General features: G+C 57.5%; 18 protein-coding genes. 14 read left to right on the top strand and 4 right to left on the bottom strand.

Translation table 11 applies throughout. From position 1 onward, the window contains the following. Together EDC27_RS08505 and EDC27_RS08500 are read left to right on the top strand one after the other, a co-directional pair. Window positions 1-270, top strand: a complete 270-nt coding sequence (locus EDC27_RS08505; RefSeq protein WP_123290207.1) for a cation diffusion facilitator family transporter — start codon at window positions 1-3, stop codon at window positions 268-270. Then, complete coding sequence (locus tag EDC27_RS08500; RefSeq protein WP_123290206.1) at window positions 257-1,258, top strand: P1 family peptidase; 1,002 nt, start codon at window positions 257-259, stop codon at window positions 1,256-1,258. Before EDC27_RS08505 ends, EDC27_RS08500 begins: the two co-directional genes overlap by 14 nt. A 1,130-nt stretch (window positions 1,259-2,388) precedes the next feature. Here EDC27_RS08500 and EDC27_RS08495 read toward each other — a convergent pair. From EDC27_RS08495 to serC, 3 genes are all read right to left on the bottom strand, one after another. Beyond that, window positions 2,389-2,670, bottom strand: a complete 282-nt coding sequence (locus EDC27_RS08495) for an IS3 family transposase (protein ID WP_170161705.1) — start codon at window positions 2,668-2,670, stop codon at window positions 2,389-2,391. A gap of 829 nt (window positions 2,671-3,499) precedes the next feature. After that, window positions 3,500-4,201: a PilZ domain-containing protein gene (locus EDC27_RS08485; protein WP_148045711.1), complete on the bottom strand. Its 702-nt coding sequence runs from the start codon at window positions 4,199-4,201 to the stop codon at window positions 3,500-3,502. A 139-nt stretch (window positions 4,202-4,340) separates the two neighbouring features. Further along, on the bottom strand, window positions 4,341-5,426 hold the full coding sequence (gene serC, locus EDC27_RS08480) for a 3-phosphoserine/phosphohydroxythreonine transaminase (RefSeq protein ID WP_123290202.1): 1,086 nt from the start codon (window positions 5,424-5,426) through the stop codon (window positions 4,341-4,343). Window positions 5,427-5,729: 303 nt separating this feature from the next. Here serC and EDC27_RS08475 point away from each other — a divergent pair, with 303 nt between their 5' ends. From EDC27_RS08475 to EDC27_RS08450, 5 genes are all read left to right on the top strand, one after another. Further along, the gene (locus EDC27_RS08475; protein WP_123290201.1) at window positions 5,730-6,596 is read left to right on the top strand and encodes a HesA/MoeB/ThiF family protein; all 867 of its coding nucleotides are present in this window, start codon (window positions 5,730-5,732) and stop codon (window positions 6,594-6,596) included. 113 nt (window positions 6,597-6,709) lie between these two features. Beyond that, window positions 6,710-7,126, top strand: a complete 417-nt coding sequence (locus tag EDC27_RS08465) for a LemA family protein (RefSeq protein ID WP_123290199.1) — start codon at window positions 6,710-6,712, stop codon at window positions 7,124-7,126. Between the two features lie 36 nt (window positions 7,127-7,162). Continuing rightward, the gene (locus EDC27_RS15990) at window positions 7,163-7,324 is read left to right on the top strand and encodes a hypothetical protein (protein WP_170161703.1); all 162 of its coding nucleotides are present in this window, start codon (window positions 7,163-7,165) and stop codon (window positions 7,322-7,324) included. Between the two features lie 106 nt (window positions 7,325-7,430). Then, window positions 7,431-8,951, top strand: coding sequence for a leucyl aminopeptidase (locus EDC27_RS08455; protein ID WP_123290197.1), 1,521 nt, complete (start codon window positions 7,431-7,433; stop codon window positions 8,949-8,951). A 302-nt stretch (window positions 8,952-9,253) separates the two neighbouring features. Further along, the gene (locus EDC27_RS08450; RefSeq protein ID WP_170161702.1) at window positions 9,254-10,003 is read left to right on the top strand and encodes a M48 family metallopeptidase; all 750 of its coding nucleotides are present in this window, start codon (window positions 9,254-9,256) and stop codon (window positions 10,001-10,003) included. Between the two features lie 209 nt (window positions 10,004-10,212). On the opposite strand, the gene ftsH is transcribed toward EDC27_RS08450, so the two are convergent. Further along, complete coding sequence (gene ftsH / locus EDC27_RS08445) at window positions 10,213-12,063, bottom strand: ATP-dependent zinc metalloprotease FtsH (RefSeq protein WP_123290528.1); 1,851 nt, start codon at window positions 12,061-12,063, stop codon at window positions 10,213-10,215. A 305-nt stretch (window positions 12,064-12,368) separates the two neighbouring features. Here ftsH and EDC27_RS08435 point away from each other — a divergent pair, with 305 nt between their 5' ends. The 7 genes from EDC27_RS08435 to EDC27_RS08405 all read left to right on the top strand — a co-directional run bounded on the left by EDC27_RS08435 (window position 12,369) and on the right by EDC27_RS08405 (window position 20,343). After that, window positions 12,369-13,979, top strand: a complete 1,611-nt coding sequence (locus tag EDC27_RS08435; RefSeq protein WP_123290194.1) for an ABC transporter substrate-binding protein — start codon at window positions 12,369-12,371, stop codon at window positions 13,977-13,979. 343 nt (window positions 13,980-14,322) lie between these two features. Next, window positions 14,323-15,327, top strand: a complete 1,005-nt coding sequence (locus EDC27_RS08430; protein WP_211334833.1) for an ABC transporter permease — start codon at window positions 14,323-14,325, stop codon at window positions 15,325-15,327. 1 nt (window position 15,328) lies between these two features. Then, window positions 15,329-16,255 carry an ABC transporter permease gene (locus tag EDC27_RS08425; protein WP_123290193.1) on the top strand — a complete coding sequence of 309 codons (927 nt, stop codon included), beginning with the start codon at window positions 15,329-15,331 and terminating at the stop codon, window positions 16,253-16,255. Window positions 16,256-16,271: 16 nt separating this feature from the next. Then, window positions 16,272-17,264 carry an ABC transporter ATP-binding protein gene (locus tag EDC27_RS08420; protein WP_123290192.1) on the top strand — a complete coding sequence of 331 codons (993 nt, stop codon included), beginning with the start codon at window positions 16,272-16,274 and terminating at the stop codon, window positions 17,262-17,264. Further along, the gene (locus EDC27_RS08415) at window positions 17,261-18,280 is read left to right on the top strand and encodes an ABC transporter ATP-binding protein (RefSeq protein ID WP_123290191.1); all 1,020 of its coding nucleotides are present in this window, start codon (window positions 17,261-17,263) and stop codon (window positions 18,278-18,280) included. Before EDC27_RS08420 ends, EDC27_RS08415 begins: the two co-directional genes overlap by 4 nt. 9 nt (window positions 18,281-18,289) lie before the next feature. Then, a complete protein-coding gene (locus EDC27_RS08410) occupies window positions 18,290-18,877 on the top strand; it encodes a deoxycytidylate deaminase (RefSeq protein WP_123290190.1) in 588 nt (195 codons plus the stop codon). Then, complete coding sequence (locus EDC27_RS08405; RefSeq protein ID WP_123290189.1) at window positions 18,874-20,343, top strand: thymidylate synthase; 1,470 nt, start codon at window positions 18,874-18,876, stop codon at window positions 20,341-20,343. Before EDC27_RS08410 ends, EDC27_RS08405 begins: the two co-directional genes overlap by 4 nt. Window positions 20,344-20,360 lie beyond the last annotated feature (17 nt).

Genomic DNA, 20,360 nt, shown 5'->3' with positions numbered 1-20,360 from the left:
ATGCTGGACGATGAGGATCGAAAACGCCCTATGGCTTCGATGCTTTCCCACGAAGAAGACCGACGTAAGGCGCGCCGCTTGCAACGCCTCGTGGATTTCGCTTTGGCCGTTATACGCCAGGGCAATCTTTCCCTTGAAGAAGTCCACCGGTTAGTGGAAGGGGTCCGTCAATACGCCTACCGCGAATATCCCGACAAGAAAGAGACCTATGAACTTCTCTACACGCCACGATTTCGACGAGCCGTTGTGGAAAAATATGGCATGCAATGACACGCTCTCAAACGACACCCTGACGGCCGTGGGACGTCTCAGGGTCGGCCATGCGGAAGTGCCCGGCGGAACATCAGGCTGCACGGTAATTCTTCCCGAAGGAGGCGCCGTGGCCGGCGTGGACATACGAGGCGGCGCTCCCGGCACCTGTGGCACCGATAGCCTGCATCCCGTGCATTTGGTGGATCGCGTGCACGGCGTGGTCCTGACCGGAGGTAGTGCGTTTGGGTTGGCCACCTTCGACGGCGTGCGCCGTTACCTTAAAGAACGGGGTGTGGGGTTTACCACCGAATACGGCGTGGTACCCACGGTGACCGGAGCCGTTATTTTTGATTTGGGCATCAACAAAGGCGGCCCAACACCCGATGCCGCGCTGGGTATGGAAGCGTGCCTCAAGGCGCAGGCGGGACCGGTTCCCCAGGGATCCGTGGGGGCCGGGTGCGGGGCCACCGTCGGAAAGCTTGAGGGGCTTGCCCGCGCCACCAAAGGTGGACTGGGATCCTTTTTTACGGAAACGCCTCGCGGCGTGCGTGTTGGCGCCCTGGTGGTGGTCAATCCCTTCGGGGATGTGGTGGCACCACAAGGAGGACGCATTCTTGCCGGATGCCGAGAGAATCCGGAATCCCATCGATTTGTGGATACGGCCCGGGCCATGGCCCATCGAGAACGGCTGCGGGACTTTTCCGCATCCGACCACACCGTGCTGGCCGTGGTCGCCACCAATGCGCGCCTCACCAAAACGGAACTCACCAAGGTCGCCCAGATGGCTCACGATGGGCTGGCCCGCGTCATCGTTCCCTGCCACACGCAAGTGGATGGCGACACGATTTTTGCCCTGAGCACCGAAGAACGGGACCCGGTGGATGTGAGCATCGTGGGGATGCTGGCCGCCCAGGTCGTGGAAAAGGCCATCGTGCGAGCGGTCCTTCTGGCGCAGTCTCGAGGCGGCCTTCCCGCCGCACAGGACCTCCTGCACGAGCGATTGTAGCAGTGCCGCGCGGCACCATCATCACCACCCCCGCATCCCCTTCGCTCCTCGCCTACCTATCATCGCGGCTTGCCCCGCTCCTTCAGGGTCCGTCACAAGGGGCTTGTGTCATGACCCTTAGGAATCATGACCAAAATGCGCGCTACGGTGACCGCGCTGCTTTTGGCTTGTCTGTCCGCATTACGTAGGGGCAGAGCCAACAGGGCAGCCACAAGGGATGCCCCTACACGGTGTCCCGGTATCGATGGGCGTGCCCAAAAGGCAGGCACGGGGTGGAGGGCCTGCAGGGCAGGCGACATTTTCGCCCGGTGCCCATACCGACGGGTTGTGATCGTCTTAAACCGCTGCACCCCATCTGATGGCCACCGCTGCACCCCATCCGGCGACAACATGTGGACGACATGCCGCACCAACATTGGAACCTCGCATCCCGCCACCTCAACGTAGGGGCAGCCCTTGTGGCTGCCCCGGATTGGCGCAGGCACAGGGGCCATCGGGGCAGGCACGGGGGCCTGCCCCTACGCGAGGTATCCATGCCGATTGCCAGGAAATCCGGCCGTTCGACGGTGTCTTGATCCCTAGGAATCATGACCAAAATGTGCGTTATACGGTGTACGCGGTGCTTTTGGCTTGCCTGTCCGCATCAAGAGCAACCAGTAGTGACCCTTCAGCCTTCGCTCCAGGCCTTGACAACCGGCTTTAAGGCCAGATGAGCAAAAGGCGGTTTTGGTGGTTGCCCCGAAGAAAATCTGTGTTGTCCACTTGGTTCCAGCCCTCGGTGATCCCCCTGGCCTCATGAAAAGACGAAAACAGGTTGAGCCGGATGTAAGCCTTCTCATGAACCGCTCGATCATTCCAGGGGTGATGTCATCAGGGCGCAGACCCCAAGCACCCACCGGCTTGAGATAGCGTTTGGACGTGAAGACAAGCCCGTTGTCACTTCTCAGGGCAAGTCCTCGGAAGGCGGCTTTATTGTGTCCAAATCGGCGAATGAGCGCATCTTCCAAAGCCCCTTTTCGCCACCTTGGCGTTTTGTCGCCGGCTGATGCGATAAACCACAATCTCCCGGTTCCAACAGATGATCACCGCAACCACATGACACCACCCGGAATTCAAGCAGAAAAAGTGGGTCAAATCCGTTGCCAACGCTCATGGGGACCTTCTGCCACCGAGGGTTTCTTTTGAGCACGAGGCCGCATGCCTCCTCCATTACGTTGAAACACGGTCCAACCATGGCGCCCAATGATTCGCTGGGCCTTTTTCTTGTTGACCATCAAGCCCATAAGCCGACAAAGCATGATGGTGATCTTTCGAAAACCATAACGGGGATAACGCCGAATAGGCTGATCGATGGCCTGTTCCACCTGCCGATCAACCCCAGCCGGCTTGCACCTTCGGGGTCTGTCGTTCACCGTCGACCCACAAACCCCACCCATTCAGCGACCTTGCGCCAACTCACTTTATGGCCCTGGGCTTCTAGCACCGTTTTCCATCGTAAAACGAGCTCTCTTTCTGGCTGTGAGCAGCCTCGGCTTTTTTTTAAAACCTCGATTTTCAGCACCCATTCGCCAATCTTTTCACGGTGCCGCTTCAGCTCCCTCTGCTCGGCCGCTTCCACGGATTTCGAAAAGACTCTTGAGCCTGCGTCCCGAAAGCATTTAATGTATCGACCGATTGCTGAATCTCGCTCTGTTTGACATCGTGCTCGCGTGCCCCATCCACGATGGTTTTGTGGTCCTTGAGAATGTCCGGCACGATCTCGCTTTGACCATTGGCCTTTTATCGCTTTCTTCGAGCTGGCTTAACCGCTCTTTTTTTCCATCACACAACCTTTTGCTAACCAAATCCAACGCGTATGGTTGGTCCAGTCCAGTGCGAGGTCACAATACTTGCACGGAGGTTTTCTCTAGTGGGCAGGCTGCTTTATCACGAGTGCCCACAAGGAGTTTTCCCCGGAGGCGGGGGCCCCTAGCACGCGGAGCCGGCGGGCGGGACGACCGTTCTCCCATCAAGGATCCCGTGGACTGATGATTCCAGACGCGCTGACGAAAGGGGGCTCCAAGGGCAAGCACATGAGCGACCGCAAGGGCCTACCCTCTTGAAGGTGAGAGGAAGCCTCTAAGAAGCGAAACGGCATCAATGAACGATGTCAGAGCCAGCGTTACGGCGGCCAACAAACCTAGGGACAACCGTTCCTCTTCACAAAAACGGTCTGGCGGTGCTTCGCGTGGTCCTGATTGCTCAGGTTTTCTCGAGACCCTTGGCGCGCAATTCTCGATCGATCTGCAAAATGCGCTTGGCCAAGTATTCTCGCACGCGCTTATCCATTCCTGAAAACTGCACGGCCACTTCCTGAGCCGCCCGCACACTGCCTCGAGACTCGGGCTCACGAGTTCGAACCACAAAGGCATGGAACGCGTGGGACGTGTCGTCCAGATGCAACACGATTTCCACACGCTGGCGATATTGCAAGGGGGGCCTTACCGAGGAAAGAAAGCGGGCTCCTCCCGTGGAAATATCCAAGATGCTGACTCTCTCCCCGTTCACTTCAAGGGCAATGCCGCTGGTAATGGGGGGCCGCACGCGGTAGGCCATGCGCAGATTGAAGGGCTCCACGCTTCCCAAAACCTTCAAAATCATGGCCTGTACTGAGGCACCTTTGCGAATAGTATAATTATCCTTTAGCTCGACGATTTTGGCAGGCACACCGTAGCGGTTCTTGAATTCATTTTCGCGAACGACAAAGGTGACCGTGCACCGCCGGCCCACATGATCCGGTTTCACATCGGGCGTGGGGCGGGACACCACTAGGGTGGTGCCCTCCACGTCATAGATCATGGCACGACGCACGTCCATGACTTCCCGATAGAAATCGACTCTGAGCACAATGTCGACGGCGGCCCCGGGCCTCAAACTCTTCGCTGGAGATGTCACTGCCGCCACGTCCTGCTTCACTCCTTGGGGAACGCTCCATGAAAGCCGGCTGCACGCCTCGGGCCGCTTTGACCCTCATGGCACCGCGGAAAGGTTTCCATAAAAGATTCGGCACGAGCAAGGAATTCCTTAAAGGAAAATGGGCGCCTCAGCCATTCCTTGTGGCAAAGTCCTTCATGAATTCCACCAGGGCGCGAACCCCTTGTATCGGCATGGCGTTGTAGATGGACGCTCGGCACCCACCCACGGACCGATGCCCTTTGAGCCCCCCCAGGCCGGCCTTTTGCGCTTCGTCGATGAACTTCTTCTCCAGGTCGGCCGAAGGCAACCGAAAGGTCACGTTCATCCACGAACGGGAATCTGGCCGTGCCGTGCCTCGATAGAAATCTTGACTGTCCATGTAATCGTAAAGTAGGGCAGCTTTTTCTCGGTTGATGGCTTCCATTTTGGCAAGGCCGCCAATGTCTTCTTCCAACCACTTAAGCATCAGGTCCACCATGTAAATGGCAAAGCAGGGTGGTGTGTTGTAGAGGGAATTCTTTTCCGCATGTGTGGTGTACTTTAACATGGTCGGCAGATTCGCCGGAGTGCGTTCCAGCATGTCCTTTCGCACGATGACCAGCGTCACCCCCGCAGGGCCCACGTTCTTTTGAGCTCCGGCATAGATCAGCCCAAACGGCGCGGGGTCAAAAACGCGACTGAAAATATCCGACGACATGTCGCTCACTAACGGCACGGAACCCGCGTAAGGAAATGATCGATACTGCGTGCCTCGAATGGTGTTGTTGGAGGTGATGTGAAGGTAAGCCGCATCGGTGTTTATGGGAATATTTTCAGGAATATAAGTAAACTCCTTGTCTTCCGACGAAGCGACGACGCGAACGTTCTTGCCCAGAATCCGCGCTTCCTTGATGGCCTTGGTGGACCAGGTGCCCGTGTCCACATAGTCCACCGGCGCGGCATCGGAAGCCAGGTTCATGGGCACGAGCGCAAATTGCAGGCTGGCTCCACCCTGCATGAAAAGCACCACGTATCGGTCATCCAACCCCAGAAGCCTTTTGACTCGGGCGATGGCCGACTGCAGCACCTCTTCAAACAGTGCCGACCGATGACTGATTTCCAGAATGGACATTCCCGACCCCTTGTAGTTGACCAAGGCCTCTCGAGCTTCTTCCAGGGTCGGCAAAGGCAATGTAGCAGGGCCGGGATTAAAATTGTAAATACGATCGGTCATGGCTTTCCCCCTCCGTTAACCGGATCTTCGGCAGCGGGCCGGCACTTTCCTTCTCTTTGCGGCGCCCCACACAGGCTACCGAGACCTTCATAGGCTGCCTAGCCCGCGAAAAACGCGGCCTTTCCTTTAGGTGTTCGAAGCTACCGACCCCCCTTTTTTTTGTCAATGCCGTTTTCCCTCACACTTTACCGAACGTCTTGGATTCCCTTATGGCCTGTGGTAGCTATCCATGGCACGATGTGAAAGTTTTCGCCGCCAGGCGTCTTGGCATGGGCAGGGGGACCTTGAACCAGGAGTTTTTCGGTGACGGCATCGCCTTTTCTGACGACATCGCTGGAATATGGAGGCAAGGAGGTTCGTGTGGTGGAAGACGCGGATCTCTTGGCCTGGGCCGCAGCGGAAGGCCTCGCGCCCTGGGTGGCGCAACGCGAAGCCCTCCTTCGAGGTATTCTTCCCGTTCGGTACCTCAAAAACCTCTGGGCCATCACGCTGGAAGAACAAAAGGTTCTCGCCGAATCCGCCGTCTTCGTTTTGGGCTGCGGCGGGCTGGGCGGGACCGTGGCGCAGCTTCTGGTTCGTGCCGGTGTCGGGCATCTGGTGCTCTGCGACGACGACCTCTTTTGCCCGTCCAACCTGAACCGCCAATGGTTCTCCCATGCCCAAAACATAGGCCGACTTAAGGCATCGGAAGCCGCCGCTCAGTGCCTTCGCCTGAATCCATTGATTCGCGTGACGGTCCATGAGGAACGCTTTCGCGCGGAAAAAGCCGAGGCATGGTTGAGCCCATGCCGCGTGGCCGTGGATGCTCTGGACAACCTCGAAACCCGCTTTGTGCTGGAAAAAGTCTGTCGCTCGCGAAACATTCCCTGGATTCACGGGGCCGTGGCCGGCTGGTTCGGACAGGTCAGCACCTTTCTACCCTCTTCGCCTGTTGGGCTCGAAGCCATCTACGGCGCGCGCCGTGAACGTTCCGAAGTCGAACAAGCCTTGGGGGTGCCGGGGCCGACCCCGGCCGTCATCGGAAGCCTTCAGGCCACGGAAGTGCTGCGCATCCTCACGGGGCGCCCACCGGCTTACGACGGCCGACTCCTTTACTACGACGGCGAAACAGGCACATTTCACATGATTCCATTGGGCCAAACGGATGCTCATGCAAAGGAGTCTTTATGATTATCGGCACTGTGGTCATCGTTGCATTTGTGTTGGTCGGATTGTTTGCCGTCCCGCTCTCCAATTGGCTGGTCCAGCCAGAAACCTTGTGGAAGAGGCCTGGAGCGGCATAGATGTGCAGCTCAAGCGCCGCGCGGACCTGGTCCCCCTATCCTATTGACATGATGAAGGGCTCCATGCAGCACGTATGGGGTGGTCTGGAACGGGTCACACAGCTTCGCACGCGAAGCCTCTCGGCCGGCACCGTGAAAGACCAAGCGTCCGCGGAAGGGGCCATGAGCCGGGCCCTTGGGGCTTTTTTTGCCGCCGCCGAAAACTATCCAGAGCTCAAGGCCAACCAGAATTTTCTGGAACTTCAAAGCGCCCTGGGGAACCTCGAAGAACAGATTCAGTTGGCCCGCGGCTATGATCTTGCCACGGTCCGCGACCTGAACATTTTGGTGCATGTCCTACGCTTTGGCCTGGACGTGGAACAGCAGTGGTATGAACAGTTTGTGGACATCCTGGCGGCCCAAAGCGGCAATGCATGATCTTACCGTCCTCGTTGGTACAAGGGTTCGAATTCCATGGGTTTTAGAAGCGCTGCTCTGGCAGCATGGACGGACAGCGTGGAATCCGGCCTTGCAGGAGCTGTGGCTTCGGCCACGACGCCCTCAGGATCTAGTTACGGACCCGGAGGCGGAGAATCGTCCGGAGGAGAAGGCGGTGGCGGCGGCAGTGGCCGGTGAACCACAACGCAAGTATGCATGGCAGGGGATCGTCGGATCTCTGTGAGGTTTTATGCTCTAGGGTTTGCGTGTGGAATACGTTGATGCGACAAAAGGAGGCAAGAGGATGGAATGGAGGCATATGGAAGGGACTTTTTCCCAGTGGAGAGGGGATATCATCATTTTTTACGCCTGGCAGGACGAAGAAGCCCCTCTTTCCGGATTCGCCCGATGGATGAACTCTCAGGCGCCTTGGCTCAAGGATGGTCGGGCCCTGAAGGACTTTCGCGCCAAAAAGGCCGAGCTGCTTCTGCTTTACGCTCCGGCCGAAGAACCCGTGGCCCGGCTCCTTCTGGTGGGCTTGGGAAAAAGAAAAGACTGGACCCTGGAAAGTTTTCGCCATGCCACGGCCATGGCCGTGCGCCGCTGCAGGGATCTGGCTGTGGAGCGCGTCCTTCTTTCGACGGCGGCCTTGGAAGACCTTCCGGAAAGTGAAGAAACCCTTGTGCGGGAAGCCCTTATGGCCGCCACGTTGGGCCTGTACCGCTATGAGGCTTTGAAAACCCGCGATGTGGAAAAGTCTGACTTTCCCAGGGAACTGGCGGTCTGTTCGGAAGGCCCCCTGCCCTATTGGCCCCGCATCGTGCAGGAGGGCAAGGCTGTGTGCGAAGGCATTGTCTTGGCTCGGGATCTGGCCACTGCTCCCGCCAATGTGGTCACGCCATCGCACATGGCTCAGGCAGCCGCCCGCATCGCTTCCCATCACGGCATGCGCTATGAGGTCGTGGATCTGGACCGGGCCAAGGAACTGGGCATGGGAGGTTTTGTGGCGGTGGCACAAGGCTCTCGAGAGCCGGCTCGGTTCATCATCTTGGAACACTGCCCTCAGGGTCTCGAGAATCAGCCTCCCTTCGTGCTCGTGGGCAAGGGGATCACCTTTGACACGGGAGGTATTTCCATCAAGCCGGCAGCCAAGATGGAAGAGATGAAACACGACATGGCCGGGGCTGCCACCGTTTTGGGAACCATGGACGCCATCGGGCACTTGCACATTCCTCGGCGTGTGCTCGCCCTCATGCCCTGTACCGAAAACATGCCGGACGGCCGAGCGTATAAGCCCGGCGATGTGGTCACAACCCACGCGGGACTCACAGTGGAAGTCATCTCGACGGATGCCGAAGGGCGCATGATTTTGTGCGATGCCTTGAGCTACGCCAAGCAGTTTGAGCCGGTGGCCATGGTGGATTTGGCCACGCTCACGGGCGCCTGCGTCATCGCCCTCGGCGATCGTGTGGCGGGTCTTCTGGGAAACCATGAGGGATTCATGCGGGCCATTCAAGAAATCGGCACGCCTTTAGGGGAGTTGTTTTGGCCTTTGCCGCTTTATGATTTTTATTTCGAGGACATCAAGAGCGATGTGGCGGACATCAAGAACGTAGGGAATCGCAAGGCTGGCACCATTATCGGCGCCATGTTTCTCAAGCAGTTCGTGCCGGACACCGTTCCCTGGGCCCATGTGGACATTGCCGGAACCGTGTGGGCCGACAAAGACTTGGGCTGGATTCCCAAAGGGGCGACCGGGTTCGGGGTGCGCACCTTGGTGTCTTTGGTGCAGACCTGGAAGGCCACAAAGGAGGTAGAACGGTGAAACCGTAACGGACAACGACAAGGGCTGCCCCGATGCAGCGGGGCCAGCCCCCTTGACATCATGGCAATAGGGTCGTTGCGGTGCGCGCTTGGGCGTCCCGGAGGGATTGCGCCCCCACGCTCCGTTTGATCCCCATTGGAGCGTCGCAAGGCGCGAAGCGGACTCGCCGGGGTGCGGCACCCATCCAGGACTTGCATTGGCGGCCGGTACGCTGTGGCGGAAGGCCTGCCGTGATCCACACAAAGGTGAACCCTTAACGGGTCACGTTGGGTTTTCTTTTTTGGCGAAGTACAGGCGGAATGATGGAAAACCACGATGGCCGATCCTGGCCGCCTTTCTATCACGTGAAGGAAAACGCGCGAGCCAAACGTGTCATTTTACGTGTGCGCCCGGAAACCGGCTTGGTGCTGACAGTCCCCAAGGGCTTTAACCCGCGGCACATTCCCCGCATCCTTCACCACCATCGAGATTGGATTGAAAAGGCCCTTGCCGGCATTGAGGATCGATGCCGCACCTTTCGGCGACCGGACATCCTGCCGCAAAGCATTTTTCTTAAAGCCGTAAACACCACCTGGGCCGTGGTTTATGGACCCGGCTCCGTCAAGACTCTGGAACTCACCTGGACCCACCGCCCGCCACGGCTTCAGCTGCAAGGCGATGTTTCCCAGGTACCCGCATGCTGCCGGCTTTTACGCCGATGGCTCAGAGAAGAAGCCAAACGGGTGCTGACACCTTGGGTGCATGTCGTGGCTCGGCGCACCGGTCTTTCATGGGCGCGGGTCAGAATCACCACGCCACAAACGCGCTGGGGCAGCTACTCTTCGCGAGGCACCGTGAGCCTTAATGCAGCGCTTCTTTTCCTACCTCCAGAGTTGGTGGAGATGGTCATCATCCACGAGCTGTGTCACAGCCGGCATTCTCGGCACGACAGCGCCTTTTGGAGACTGTTGGCCCGCCATCAACCCGACTACGCCCAGCTGGACGCCGCCTTGAAACACGCCCAGGACCACCTCCCCTTATGGTACCTGGCCTCCTTCATGTCAAAGCCGTAAAGCTTTGAACCGTGAAGGCGGAATGACTTCAATCATAAAAAACCGTTCGAGCGTCAAGGAATCCCCTCTTCCCTTCCATGGCCAGCTGTGGGAGAGACCGACGAAATAGGAAGAAGCACCGCGCAACCCACGAAACCCTATCGTACGTTGCGGTGCTCCTGCCGCGGCAAAAGGCGGCGCGGTGTTGTGAAGCGACTTTTTTCAAAGCCTCAAGTGCTGCGCACCTGGCTTTCCAGTTCACGAAGGGCTTCCCCTTCCAAGACTTCCTGTTCTAAAAGGGTTTGGGCCATCTGGTCCAGGTAGGCGCGTTTGGACGTGAGGATGCCGCGCACGCGGTTGTAGGCTTCTTCAATGAGGCGCCGAATCTCGGCGTCGATTTCCTGTGCCGTCTTTTCGCTGTACTCACGGCCTCGAGGGGTCATGCCCACATCCAGAAACGCGCTACGGGGTTCCCGCGTAAAGCTCATCAGGCCGAGAATTTCGCTCATGCCGTATTCCATGACCATGCTGCGAGCAATGTCCGTGGCCCGCTGCAGGTCGTTCTGAGCCCCCGTGGAGACGTCACCAAAGACCAGTTCTTCCGCCACGCGCCCCCCCAGAAGCACGCACAGGCGATCCAGGAGTTCTTCTCGAGTCATGAGGTAGCGGTCTTCGGTCGGCATCTGCTGCGTGTAGCCCAGAGCGGCGATACCTCGAGGAATGATGGACACCTTGTTCACCGGGTCCGCATTCGGCACACTCATGGCCACCAGGGCGTGGCCCGCCTCGTGATACGCCACAATTTTCTTTTCCTTGGGGTTCATGGCCCGATTCTTCTTTTCCAGCCCCCCGATGATGCGCTCAATGGCTTCCTGAAATTCCGCCATGCCCACTTCGTCCTTGTTGCGCCGTGCCGCAAGTAAGGCCGCTTCATTGACCAGATTGGCCAGATCCGCCCCCACGAACCCAGGGGTCATGGCGGCAACCTTTTGCAAGTCCACATCGTCGGCCAGTTGTACGTCGCGAGTATGAATCTTGAGGATGGCTTCACGCCCGCGAATATCCGGTTTGTCCACGGCCACATGACGATCAAAGCGGCCAGGGCGGAGCAAGGCCGGGTCCAGGATTTCCGGGCGGTTTGTTGCCGCCATGATGATGACACCCGAATTGGCTTCAAAGCCGTCCATTTCCACCAAAAGCTGGTTCAGGGTCTGTTCCCTTTCGTCATGGCCACCCACGGGATTCAAGCCCCGAGCCTTGCCCAGGGCGTCCAGTTCGTCGATGAAGATGATGCAGGGCGCGTTCTGCTTGGCTTGCGCAAACAGATCCCGCACGCGCGCGGCTCCCACTCCCACAAACATTTCCACAAAATCGGACCCGCTCATGCTGAAAAACGGGACGCCCGCTTCTCCCGCCACGGCCTTGGCCAAGAGAGTCTTGCCCGTACCCGGAGCGCCCACCAGCAAGACGCCTTTGGGAATCTTTCCGCCCAGTCGCTGAAATTTCTCAGGATTTTTTAAGAATTCAACAATCTCCTGTAATTCCACCTTGGCTTCGTCGATGCCTGCCACATCGTCAAAGGTGATGCCCACCTGTTTTTCGGCATAGATTTTCATGCGAGCCTTCCCCACCGACAAAACCCCCTGGGGTCCTCCCCCCATGCGCCGAATAAGAAAACCCCAAAAGAGAATGAAGATCGCCATGGGCAAAAGCCAGGAGAGAATGGCTTCCAGAATACGATTTTCCAGGCGCCCCGTGTAGGCAATGCCGTGCTGGTCTAAAAGCCTAACCAAGTCGGGGTCTTCCACGCGCACGGTCGCAAACCGTCGATTGGCAAGGTCTCCCTGCGTGATTTCTCCCGTGATGCGATTTGCATCAATCACCAGGTTTTTGACGGCTCCTTGGTGCACCAACTCTTTAAACTGCGAATAGGCAATCTGAATGCGCTGTTGCTGGACCATCACATCGTGAATCCAGGAGATGACCAAGAGGGCCAGCAGAAAATACCAGAATGAAAAATGCATCTTGCGTCTCTGGTGGTCGGATCCCCCCCCTCCCATGGATTCCTTGACGCGGTCCATCCATTCCTTCAAGCTTGTGGGGTCCTTTTCTGATTTTTGCGCCACAGCATTTCCTTCCTGCTTCAATTTTCTCCCCATCGATGATTTTGACATTGTACACAAGATCTGCTACCTGTGCACCTGTTTTTCCGGCGTGGGGAAAGCTAGGCGTTCGAACGTCTCTCAGAGGAAAGCCGGAGGCACGGTGAAAAAACCCTGGGACGAAGAGGTGCTTCCACGGCATGAACGCTAAAAACAGCCAAAGGTGATCGTGGTGGAAAGCGGGAGCGCCCTAAAACACAACCCAAAGGAAAGGAGCAATGAGGATGAGGCGGTTGAGCGTATGGGTCGTGGTTCTGGGTATGTTGTGGGCTGTCGGGGCTTCGGCGGCGACGCCCAAAACAGGTGGGACATTGGTATTCGGCCGAGGCGGCGACAGTGTGGGGCTGGATCCTGCCTTTGAAACCGACGGCAATTCTTTCATGATCTGCGACAACGTCTACGACCAATTGGTCCTGTATGCCGATGAATCCACAGACATCGTCCCCGGTTTGGCCACATCCTGGGACGTGTCGCCCGATGGACTGACCTATACCTTTCATCTGCGCAAGGGCGTGAAATTTCACGACGGCACGGATTTCAACGCGGATGCCGTGGTCTTTTCCCTGGGCCGCATGATGAAGGAAAAGAAAGTCAAGTTTTTCAAGACCCAATGGGAATTCCCCAAGGACCAGCCCCCGGCGGAATACTGGCTGTCGATGGAGATGGACAGGATCGTGGAAAGCATCGAAGCGGTGGACGACTACACGGTCGTCTTTAAGCTGCTGAGGCCTGAGGCGCCCTTTATCGCCAACATGGGCATGGATTTCGCCGCCATCGTGAGTCCGACCGCAGTGCTGAAGCTAGGCCCCGATTTTAAAAGCAATCCCGTGGGAACCGGCCCTTTCAAATTCGTCAAATGGATCAAAGACGATCGCATCATTTTAGATGCCAATCCTGACTACTGGAACGGACGGCCCTACCTGGATCGGGTCATCTTCCGCACCATTCCCGACAACTCCGTACGCTTTCTGGAGCTCAAGACAGGTAATATCGATATTTGCCAGTTTCCAAACCCGGAAGATATCGAGCTGGCCTCCAAGGATCCCAACCTGAAGCTGGTGTCTCAGCCGGGCATGAACATCGGCTACGTGAGCTTCAACCACACCAAACCCCTTTGGCAGGACAAGCGGGTGCGCAAAGCCATCGCCCACGCCATCAACAAGAAGGCCATCGTGGACAACATCTATTACGGGCTCGGGCAGGTAGCCAAGAACACCATTCCACCCACCATGTGGGGATACAACGACGACATTCAAGACCATCCCTATGACCCTGAATTGGCTAGAAAACTCCTGGAGGAAGCCAAGTTCTTTGACAAACTCAAAGAAGCCGGCCAGACCAAAATTACCCTCTGGAGCATGCCCGTGCCCAGGCCGTACAATCCCAACGGCATGAAGGTAGGCGAGGCCATTCAAGCGGACCTCAAAAAGGTGGGCATCGATGTGGAACTGGTCACCTTTGAATGGGGCACGTACCTCAAAAAGCAGCGGGAGCAAGATCCATCCATGGACCTGTTTCAGTTGGGCTGGACGGGAGACAATGGGGATCCGGATAATTTTCTGGCCGTGCTGCTGGACGGCTATGCCGATCCCAACGTGCGCACGCAGTGGAAAAACGAAGAGTACCACGAGCTCATCGTGAAGGCCAAACAGGCATCCAGCAAAGAGGAACGCATCAAGCTGTACCGGCGGGCTCAAGAACTTATCCATGAAGAAGTGCCATTGATCAACGTGGCACACTCTTTGGTGGTGTGGCCCATGAAGAAGTCCGTGATGAACTTCAAGCTGCACCCGACGTCCAGCGTCCGTCTGCACAAGGTCTGGATCGATGCCTAGATGGCTATGTGCGAACACCGCAGCCCGTCACTCCCGCGCATGCGGGAGTCCATAGCGGAGCTTCGAAGCCATCTCGGCTGCCCAGTGGTCACCCCCGCGCACGCGGGGGTGCAGAACGTTCTGGACATTGTGGATTCCCGGAACCCCGCTGATTCGAAACAAACCCTTCGGGGACCGATGAGCCGTGAACGGCGCAAAGGAGGCATTGTCGGACACGCTCCAGGCAGCCTGTCCACAAATCTAGGATGTGACCCATGGCATAAGTGAAGATCTGACCATGCCAGTCCGTGGCTAGAGTTTGGCATCAATCAAGATTTGACCCCATAGCCAAGGAAAGGAACTTGTGGTTGCGTTTGTTTTGCGACGTGCGCTGACGTTAATCCCCACCGTGTTTGGCATCTCCGTGTTGGTGTTTATCATGATTCACCTGGTGCCCGGAGATCCCGCCGAAATGATGCTGGGAGAACGGGCGTCCGAAGAGGCCCTTCAGGAACTGCGCCGGGAACTGGGTTTGGACCGGCCGTTGCACGTCCAGTACGCCATGTTCGTCTCAAGGCTCGTGCGCGGCGATTTGGGCCGCGCTCTGCGCACCAATGAAAAAATCACCACCGAAATCGCCGAACGCTTTCCCGCCACCGTGGAACTGTCTTTGGCGGCCATGGTTTTTGCCGTTAGCCTGGGCATGCTGGCCGGAGTCATTTCCGCCACGCGCCAATACTCCGTGTTTGACTATTCCAGCATGCTTTTTTCCCTGGTTGGCGTGTCCATGCCCATCTTTTGGCTGGGCCTAATCCTCATGATCATCTTTTCCCTGCATCTGGGCTGGCTTCCCTTGTCCGGCCGACTCAGCTACGATGTGCACGTGGAACCCATCACCCGTTTGCTCCTTGTGGACAGTGTGCTCACCGGCAACTGGAAAGGCTTTCGAGACGCGCTGTGGCACATCGTGATGCCGGCCTTTACCCTGAGCACCATTCCCATGGCGATCATTGCCCGCATCACGCGCTCCAGCATGCTGGAAGTGTTGCGCCAGGACTACATTCGCACCGCCAGAGCCAAGGGACTGCCGCCACACCTTGTGCACTACAAACACGCCCTCAAGAACGCTCTTATCCCTATCATCACCGTCATCGGCTTGCAGTTCGGTATATTGCTCGGGGGCGCTATTCTCACGGAAACTATCTTTGCCTGGCCGGGTATCGGCCTTTGGCTTCTCAACGCTGTCTACGCGCGGGATTTCAATGCGGTGCAAGGAGGCACCATGCTGATTGCCACCACCTTTGTGACCATCAACATGGTCGTGGACATTCTCTACGCCTGGATCAACCCTCGCATCAAGGTGTCCTAACATGCACGCTGCCCACGTCGCATCCAGTTCAAGCGCCCTTTCTCAAGCCGCCACGCGTGCGGAGCCTTCTTACAGCCCCTTCGCGGAAGCTCTGAGCCGGCTTCGAAAGAATAAGACGGCGGTGGCCGGTTTTTTCATCATCGTGCTTTTTTTGGCCATGGCCATTTTGGCCCCCGTTCTGGCCCCTCATGACCCGCTGAAACAATCTCTGTACGAAAAACTCAAACCGCCCGTTTGGCAACATGGTGGCTCCTGGGCTCATGTGCTGGGCACAGACGATTTCGGGCGTGACCTTCTGAGCCGCCTCATTTACGGGGCCCGCATTTCTATGGTCGTGGGCGTCGTCTCCGTGTCCATCGCCTTTTTTTTCGGCACCCTGGCGGGATCTGTTGCCGGTTTTTACGGAGGCGTTCTAGACAATGGAATCATGCGTTTTATGGACCTTTTGCTGGCCTTTCCGAGCATACTTTTGGCCATTGTCATTGTGGCCTTTTTGGGGCCCAGTTTACAAAACGCCATGATCGCCATCGGCGTGGTGAGTATTCCTCGGTACGCGCGACTGGTCCGTGGTTCCGTTTTGGAAGAATACGCCAAGGACTACGTCCAGGCGGCTCGAGCCTTGGGAGCCGGTGATGGCCGTTTGATTTTTTTGCATATTCTGCCCAATTGCCTGGCCCCTCTTATTGTGCAAACGACATTGGGATTTGCTTCGGCCATTTTGGAAGCCGCCGCGTTGAGCTTTTTGGGGCTGGGCGCTCAGCCGCCCACTCCGGAATGGGGAGCCATGTTGGCCAATGGTCGAGCCTTGATTTTGAGGGCCTGGTGGGCCGTCACCTTTCCCGGCCTCATGATTCTTTTTTCCGTTTTGGGATTTAACCTTTTGGGGGATGGCCTGCGCGATGCGCTGGATCCCCGGCTGCGTGAATAACAAAGGACCGTTTCCCATGCCCCCTCTGCTTCAGGTGGATCATCTGACCACGTACTTCTTTACGGATCGCGGCACGGTCAAGGCTGTGGACGATGTGAGCTTTTCCCTCGAGTCGGGAAAGACCTTGGCTTTGGTCGGCGAATCGGGTTGCGGCAAGTCGGTTACGGCCTTGTCCATCATGCGGCTCATTCCCGAACCTCCCGGAAAAATTGTTTCCGGGCGCATCCTCTTTGACGGCACAGACTTGGTGCAGCTTTCCGAACCTGACATGCGCCATGTTCGCGGCAACAGAATCTCCATGATCTTTCAGGAACCCATGACGTCCTTGAACCCTGTGTTTCGTGTCGGGGACCAAATCGCTGAAGTGCTGGAGCTGCATCAGAAGCTTTCCCGTAAGGAAGCCTTGGATCGCGCCGTGGGGCTGCTGCGCATGGTGGGGATTCCGTCAGCGGAATCCCGCCTTCGCGATTACCCGCATCAGATGAGCGGCGGCATGCGCCAGCGCGTCATGATTGCCATGGCTTTGGCTTGCAACCCGCGGCTTCTCATCGCCGACGAACCAACCACGGCTTTGGATGTAACCATTCAAGCGCAGATCCTGGAACTCATGGACGAGCTCAGGCGCACCACGGGAACGGCCGTCTTGCTCATCACCCATGATTTGGGCGTGGTGGCGGAAACCGCCGAACATGTGGTGGTCATGTACGCCGGGCGCGTCGTCGAAGAGGCTCCGGTGTCTGAGCTTTTTCATCATCCTCTACACCCGTATACTCAGGGACTGCTGCGGTCCATTCCCAGCCTGGTGGAAGACGATAAACGCCGGTTGGAAGCCATTCCAGGTGTGGTTCCCAGCCTTTTGGCCCTGCCTGCGGGATGCCGGTTCAATGATCGCTGTAAGTTCGCTATGGACCGCTGTTATGCAGAAGAACCGCCTCTGATGACGATAGAACTTGGGCACCAGGTGCGATGCTGGCTTTACGTCAAGGAGGATCAGAATAATTCAGGATGAATGAAAGGCTGATAGCACACACGGAATCTTCGAAAGACCTGGTGGTTCTACATCAGGTGAAGAAACACTATCCGGTCACGGGCGGGGTGTTTCGCCGCCAGGTGGGCGTGGTCAAGGCCGTGGACGGTGTAAGCTTGACCATTCGCAAAGGAGAAACCCTCGGGCTGGTGGGGGAAAGCGGCTGCGGGAAGTCCACCTTGGGTCGCGTGATTCTTCTGTTGGAAAGGCCAACGTCAGGTCGCATCATCTTTTCTGGCTTGGACATCGTGGCTTTAAGCCGTGCCCAGTTGCGACCTTTGCGCCGTCGCATGCAGATCATTTTTCAGGACCCTTATTCCAGCTTGAACCCGCGTCAAACCGTGGGGCGCATTATCGGAGAAGGGCTGGTCATTCACAAGGTGGGCACGCCCGCCGAACGACAGCAACGGGTGCGCCACCTCATGGAAGTGGTGGGGCTGCGGCCGGAACACATTCACCGGTACCCCCATGAATTCAGCGGAGGCCAACGCCAGCGCATTGGGATCGCTCGAGCCTTGGCGCTGCAGCCGGAACTCATCATTTGCGATGAACCCGTGTCCGCCTTGGACGTGTCCATTCAGGCTCAGGTGATCAACCTGCTCATGGACCTTCAGGAACAGTTCGGCTTGACCTATCTTTTCGTGTCCCACGACCTTTCGGTGGTCCGCCACATCAGTGATCGTGTGGCCGTCATGTATTTGGGGCGTCTCGTGGAATCCGCCGACAAAAAGACGCTGTACAACGCACCCATGCACCCGTATACGCAGGCGCTGCTGGAAGCAGCGCCTTTTCCCGATCCGAACCAAAAAAAGGAGCGCAAAGGCCTGACGGGAGACCTCCCCAGTCCTCTGCATCCTCCCGAAGGCTGCCATTTCCATCCACGCTGCCCCAAAGCCATGGAAATGTGCCGGCGCCTGGTGCCATCCCTGGAACCCGTCGCCAAAGGTCATATGGTGCGCTGCTTTCTGTATCACCAGGTGGCGGAAAACGGATCATAGGTAAACACGATGCCGAGGCAACGTCCCAATTGGCACGAATACTTCATGCTCATTGCCAAAATCGTGAGCACGCGCTCCACTTGCAATTCCAGACCCACCGGCGCAGTGATCGTCAAGGACAACCATATTCTTTCCACGGGATACAATGGGGCCATGCCCGGAGCGCCCCATTGCATCGATCAACCCGACCTGCCCGATGGCCGCCCCTACTGCTATCGGCGCAGCCTGGGCATTCCCGACGTGGACAAGTACAACTTCTGCAAGGCAAGCCACGCCGAAGCCAACGCCATCGCGCAGGCCGCCCGCTACGGCATTTCTGTCGAAGGGGCCACGCTCTACACCACCTTGGCGCCCTGCTATGTGTGCCTGAAACTCATCGCCACGGCGCGCATACGAGCCGTCTATTACGAACACACCTATGATTCGGCCACTCCGGAACGCGACCTGTTTTGGCAGCGGGCAGTTCGAGAAGCGGGAATCGAAACCTTTGAACGGTTGCTCATTTCACCGGAAACTTACGACTATATTCTGTCCGACATTCGCAACATCACGTCCCGGCGGCGCACGCCCGCCACCGATTTCATTCCGAACTCATGAAACCGGTGTTCATTCCGCTTCACTGTGAGGAACAGATCCTGCGCATTAACCCGACCGGAACCGTGGGCCTTCTGACCCTGTGGTCTCGACCTGATGTGGTGCTCCAACGGCTGCGGCGACGCGGCGCCGACCTTTATCCCGACACCAGCCCCGTGGCCGTTGTCGGCACCCTTTACGGCAACGGGCTTCGTGAACTTTTGAGAAACCTTCTTTACAATCCTCAGATCGACACCCTCGTGGTTTACGGCCGGGATCGATCCGGATCTCTCAAGGAATTGCAGGCTTTTTTTGAGCACGGTCTGGAACCCTACGGAGACGCGACGGTGGCCTATGAACCCACGGCGCACGGAACCCCCATGCCCGTTCGAATTCGAAGCACTCGACGCGTCATCGACGATCTGGTGCGCCCAGAACATTTTAAAAGACCGCCCGCCATCCTCTCCTTCGGATCGCCTCAGGACAATCCCGAAGCCGAAGACCTGATACGGTTCCTTAAAAACTATCAACCCCTTTCCGGCAGTCCGGCACAGCGCCTGCGCATCCCTCTGCCCCAGGTGCGCGTGGCCGTGTATCCAAGCAACCCTCGAGCCCACACCATCGTGGCCGATGACCCTTTGAGCGCCTGGAAGGATCTCATCGCCTTATTGTATCGGTTCGGGGTACCCGTCACGTTGGCTAAGGGAGAACGGCGAGAACTGCAAAACATCAAGGTGGTGGTGGAACATCCCGCCCCGGTGCCTGAAGCTCTGCTGCAGCGCTACGGGTTCGATCCGGAAAAACTGTATCGCTACCAGCAGGACATCCTCAGCGGGTCCATAGAACCGGACGAAACCTACAACTACGGAAACCGTTTGCGCGCCCATTTCGGCGTGGACAGTCTTGAGGCCGTAATCGACCGTCTTCGTAAAGACCCTCAAGATCGTAAGGCCTACGCCGTCCTGTGGGATCCGCGACGGGATCTGGTGGCAGATTCAGGGCATCCCTGCCTGGTGAGTGCTTTCTTTCGTCTTTTTCAGGGGGCTTTGACGCTCACGGCTTCATTTCGCACCCACAACGCTTTGGATGCTTGGCTGGTGAATTTCTACGGCCTCATGGCCGTGCTTCACCACGTGGCGAGAGCTGTTTCTCTGCCCCCCGGACCCATGACGATCTTCAGCCATTCCATTTCCATCGATGCAAGGCAGTCGGATCGAGCGGCCCTGATAGCTTCAGAGAAGTCGTTCACCTACCGAGAAGACCCCATGGGCTATTTTCGCATCTCTTTGGACGGGGACCATATACTGGTGGAACACCGTTACGGCGATGTGACGCTCAAAACCTATCGTCACGCCAAAGCATCCCGCATTCAACATGAACTGGCACGAGACAACGCGCTCTCGGACATCAATCACGCCCTCTACCTGGGCCGGCAATTGGAACGGGCCGAACGCTGCCTTCGGGACGGCCTTCCTTTTCGACAGGAATAAAACCTTTGAGGACGCAT

This window comes from Desulfosoma caldarium (assembly GCF_003751385.1).
In the GTDB taxonomy this organism is placed as follows: Bacteria; Desulfobacterota; Syntrophobacteria; order Syntrophobacterales; family DSM-9756; genus Desulfosoma; species Desulfosoma caldarium.
The sequence above is the reverse complement of the archived record's forward strand: the minus strand, read 5'-3'. Positions and strand labels throughout refer to the sequence as shown.

Coding starts and splice junctions, on each gene's coding strand:
- EDC27_RS08505 (WP_123290207.1), top strand. CDS start 1: ATGCTGGACGATGAGGATCGAAAACGCCCTATGGCTTCGATGCTTTCC.
- EDC27_RS08500 (WP_123290206.1), top strand. CDS start 257: ATGGCATGCAATGACACGCTCTCAAACGACACCCTGACGGCCGTGGGA.
- serC (WP_123290202.1), bottom strand. CDS start 5,426: ATGACCGATCGTATTTACAATTTTAATCCCGGCCCTGCTACATTGCCT.
- EDC27_RS08465 (WP_123290199.1), top strand. CDS start 6,710: ATGTGCAGCTCAAGCGCCGCGCGGACCTGGTCCCCCTATCCTATTGAC.
- EDC27_RS15990 (WP_170161703.1), top strand. CDS start 7,163: ATGGGTTTTAGAAGCGCTGCTCTGGCAGCATGGACGGACAGCGTGGAA.
- EDC27_RS08455 (WP_123290197.1), top strand. CDS start 7,431: ATGGAATGGAGGCATATGGAAGGGACTTTTTCCCAGTGGAGAGGGGAT.
- EDC27_RS08450 (WP_170161702.1), top strand. CDS start 9,254: ATGGAAAACCACGATGGCCGATCCTGGCCGCCTTTCTATCACGTGAAG.
- ftsH (WP_123290528.1), bottom strand. CDS start 12,063: ATGGACCGCGTCAAGGAATCCATGGGAGGGGGGGGATCCGACCACCAG.
- EDC27_RS08435 (WP_123290194.1), top strand. CDS start 12,369: ATGAGGCGGTTGAGCGTATGGGTCGTGGTTCTGGGTATGTTGTGGGCT.
- EDC27_RS08425 (WP_123290193.1), top strand. CDS start 15,329: ATGCACGCTGCCCACGTCGCATCCAGTTCAAGCGCCCTTTCTCAAGCC.
- EDC27_RS08420 (WP_123290192.1), top strand. CDS start 16,272: ATGCCCCCTCTGCTTCAGGTGGATCATCTGACCACGTACTTCTTTACG.
- EDC27_RS08415 (WP_123290191.1), top strand. CDS start 17,261: ATGAATGAAAGGCTGATAGCACACACGGAATCTTCGAAAGACCTGGTG.
- EDC27_RS08410 (WP_123290190.1), top strand. CDS start 18,290: ATGCCGAGGCAACGTCCCAATTGGCACGAATACTTCATGCTCATTGCC.
- EDC27_RS08405 (WP_123290189.1), top strand. CDS start 18,874: ATGAAACCGGTGTTCATTCCGCTTCACTGTGAGGAACAGATCCTGCGC.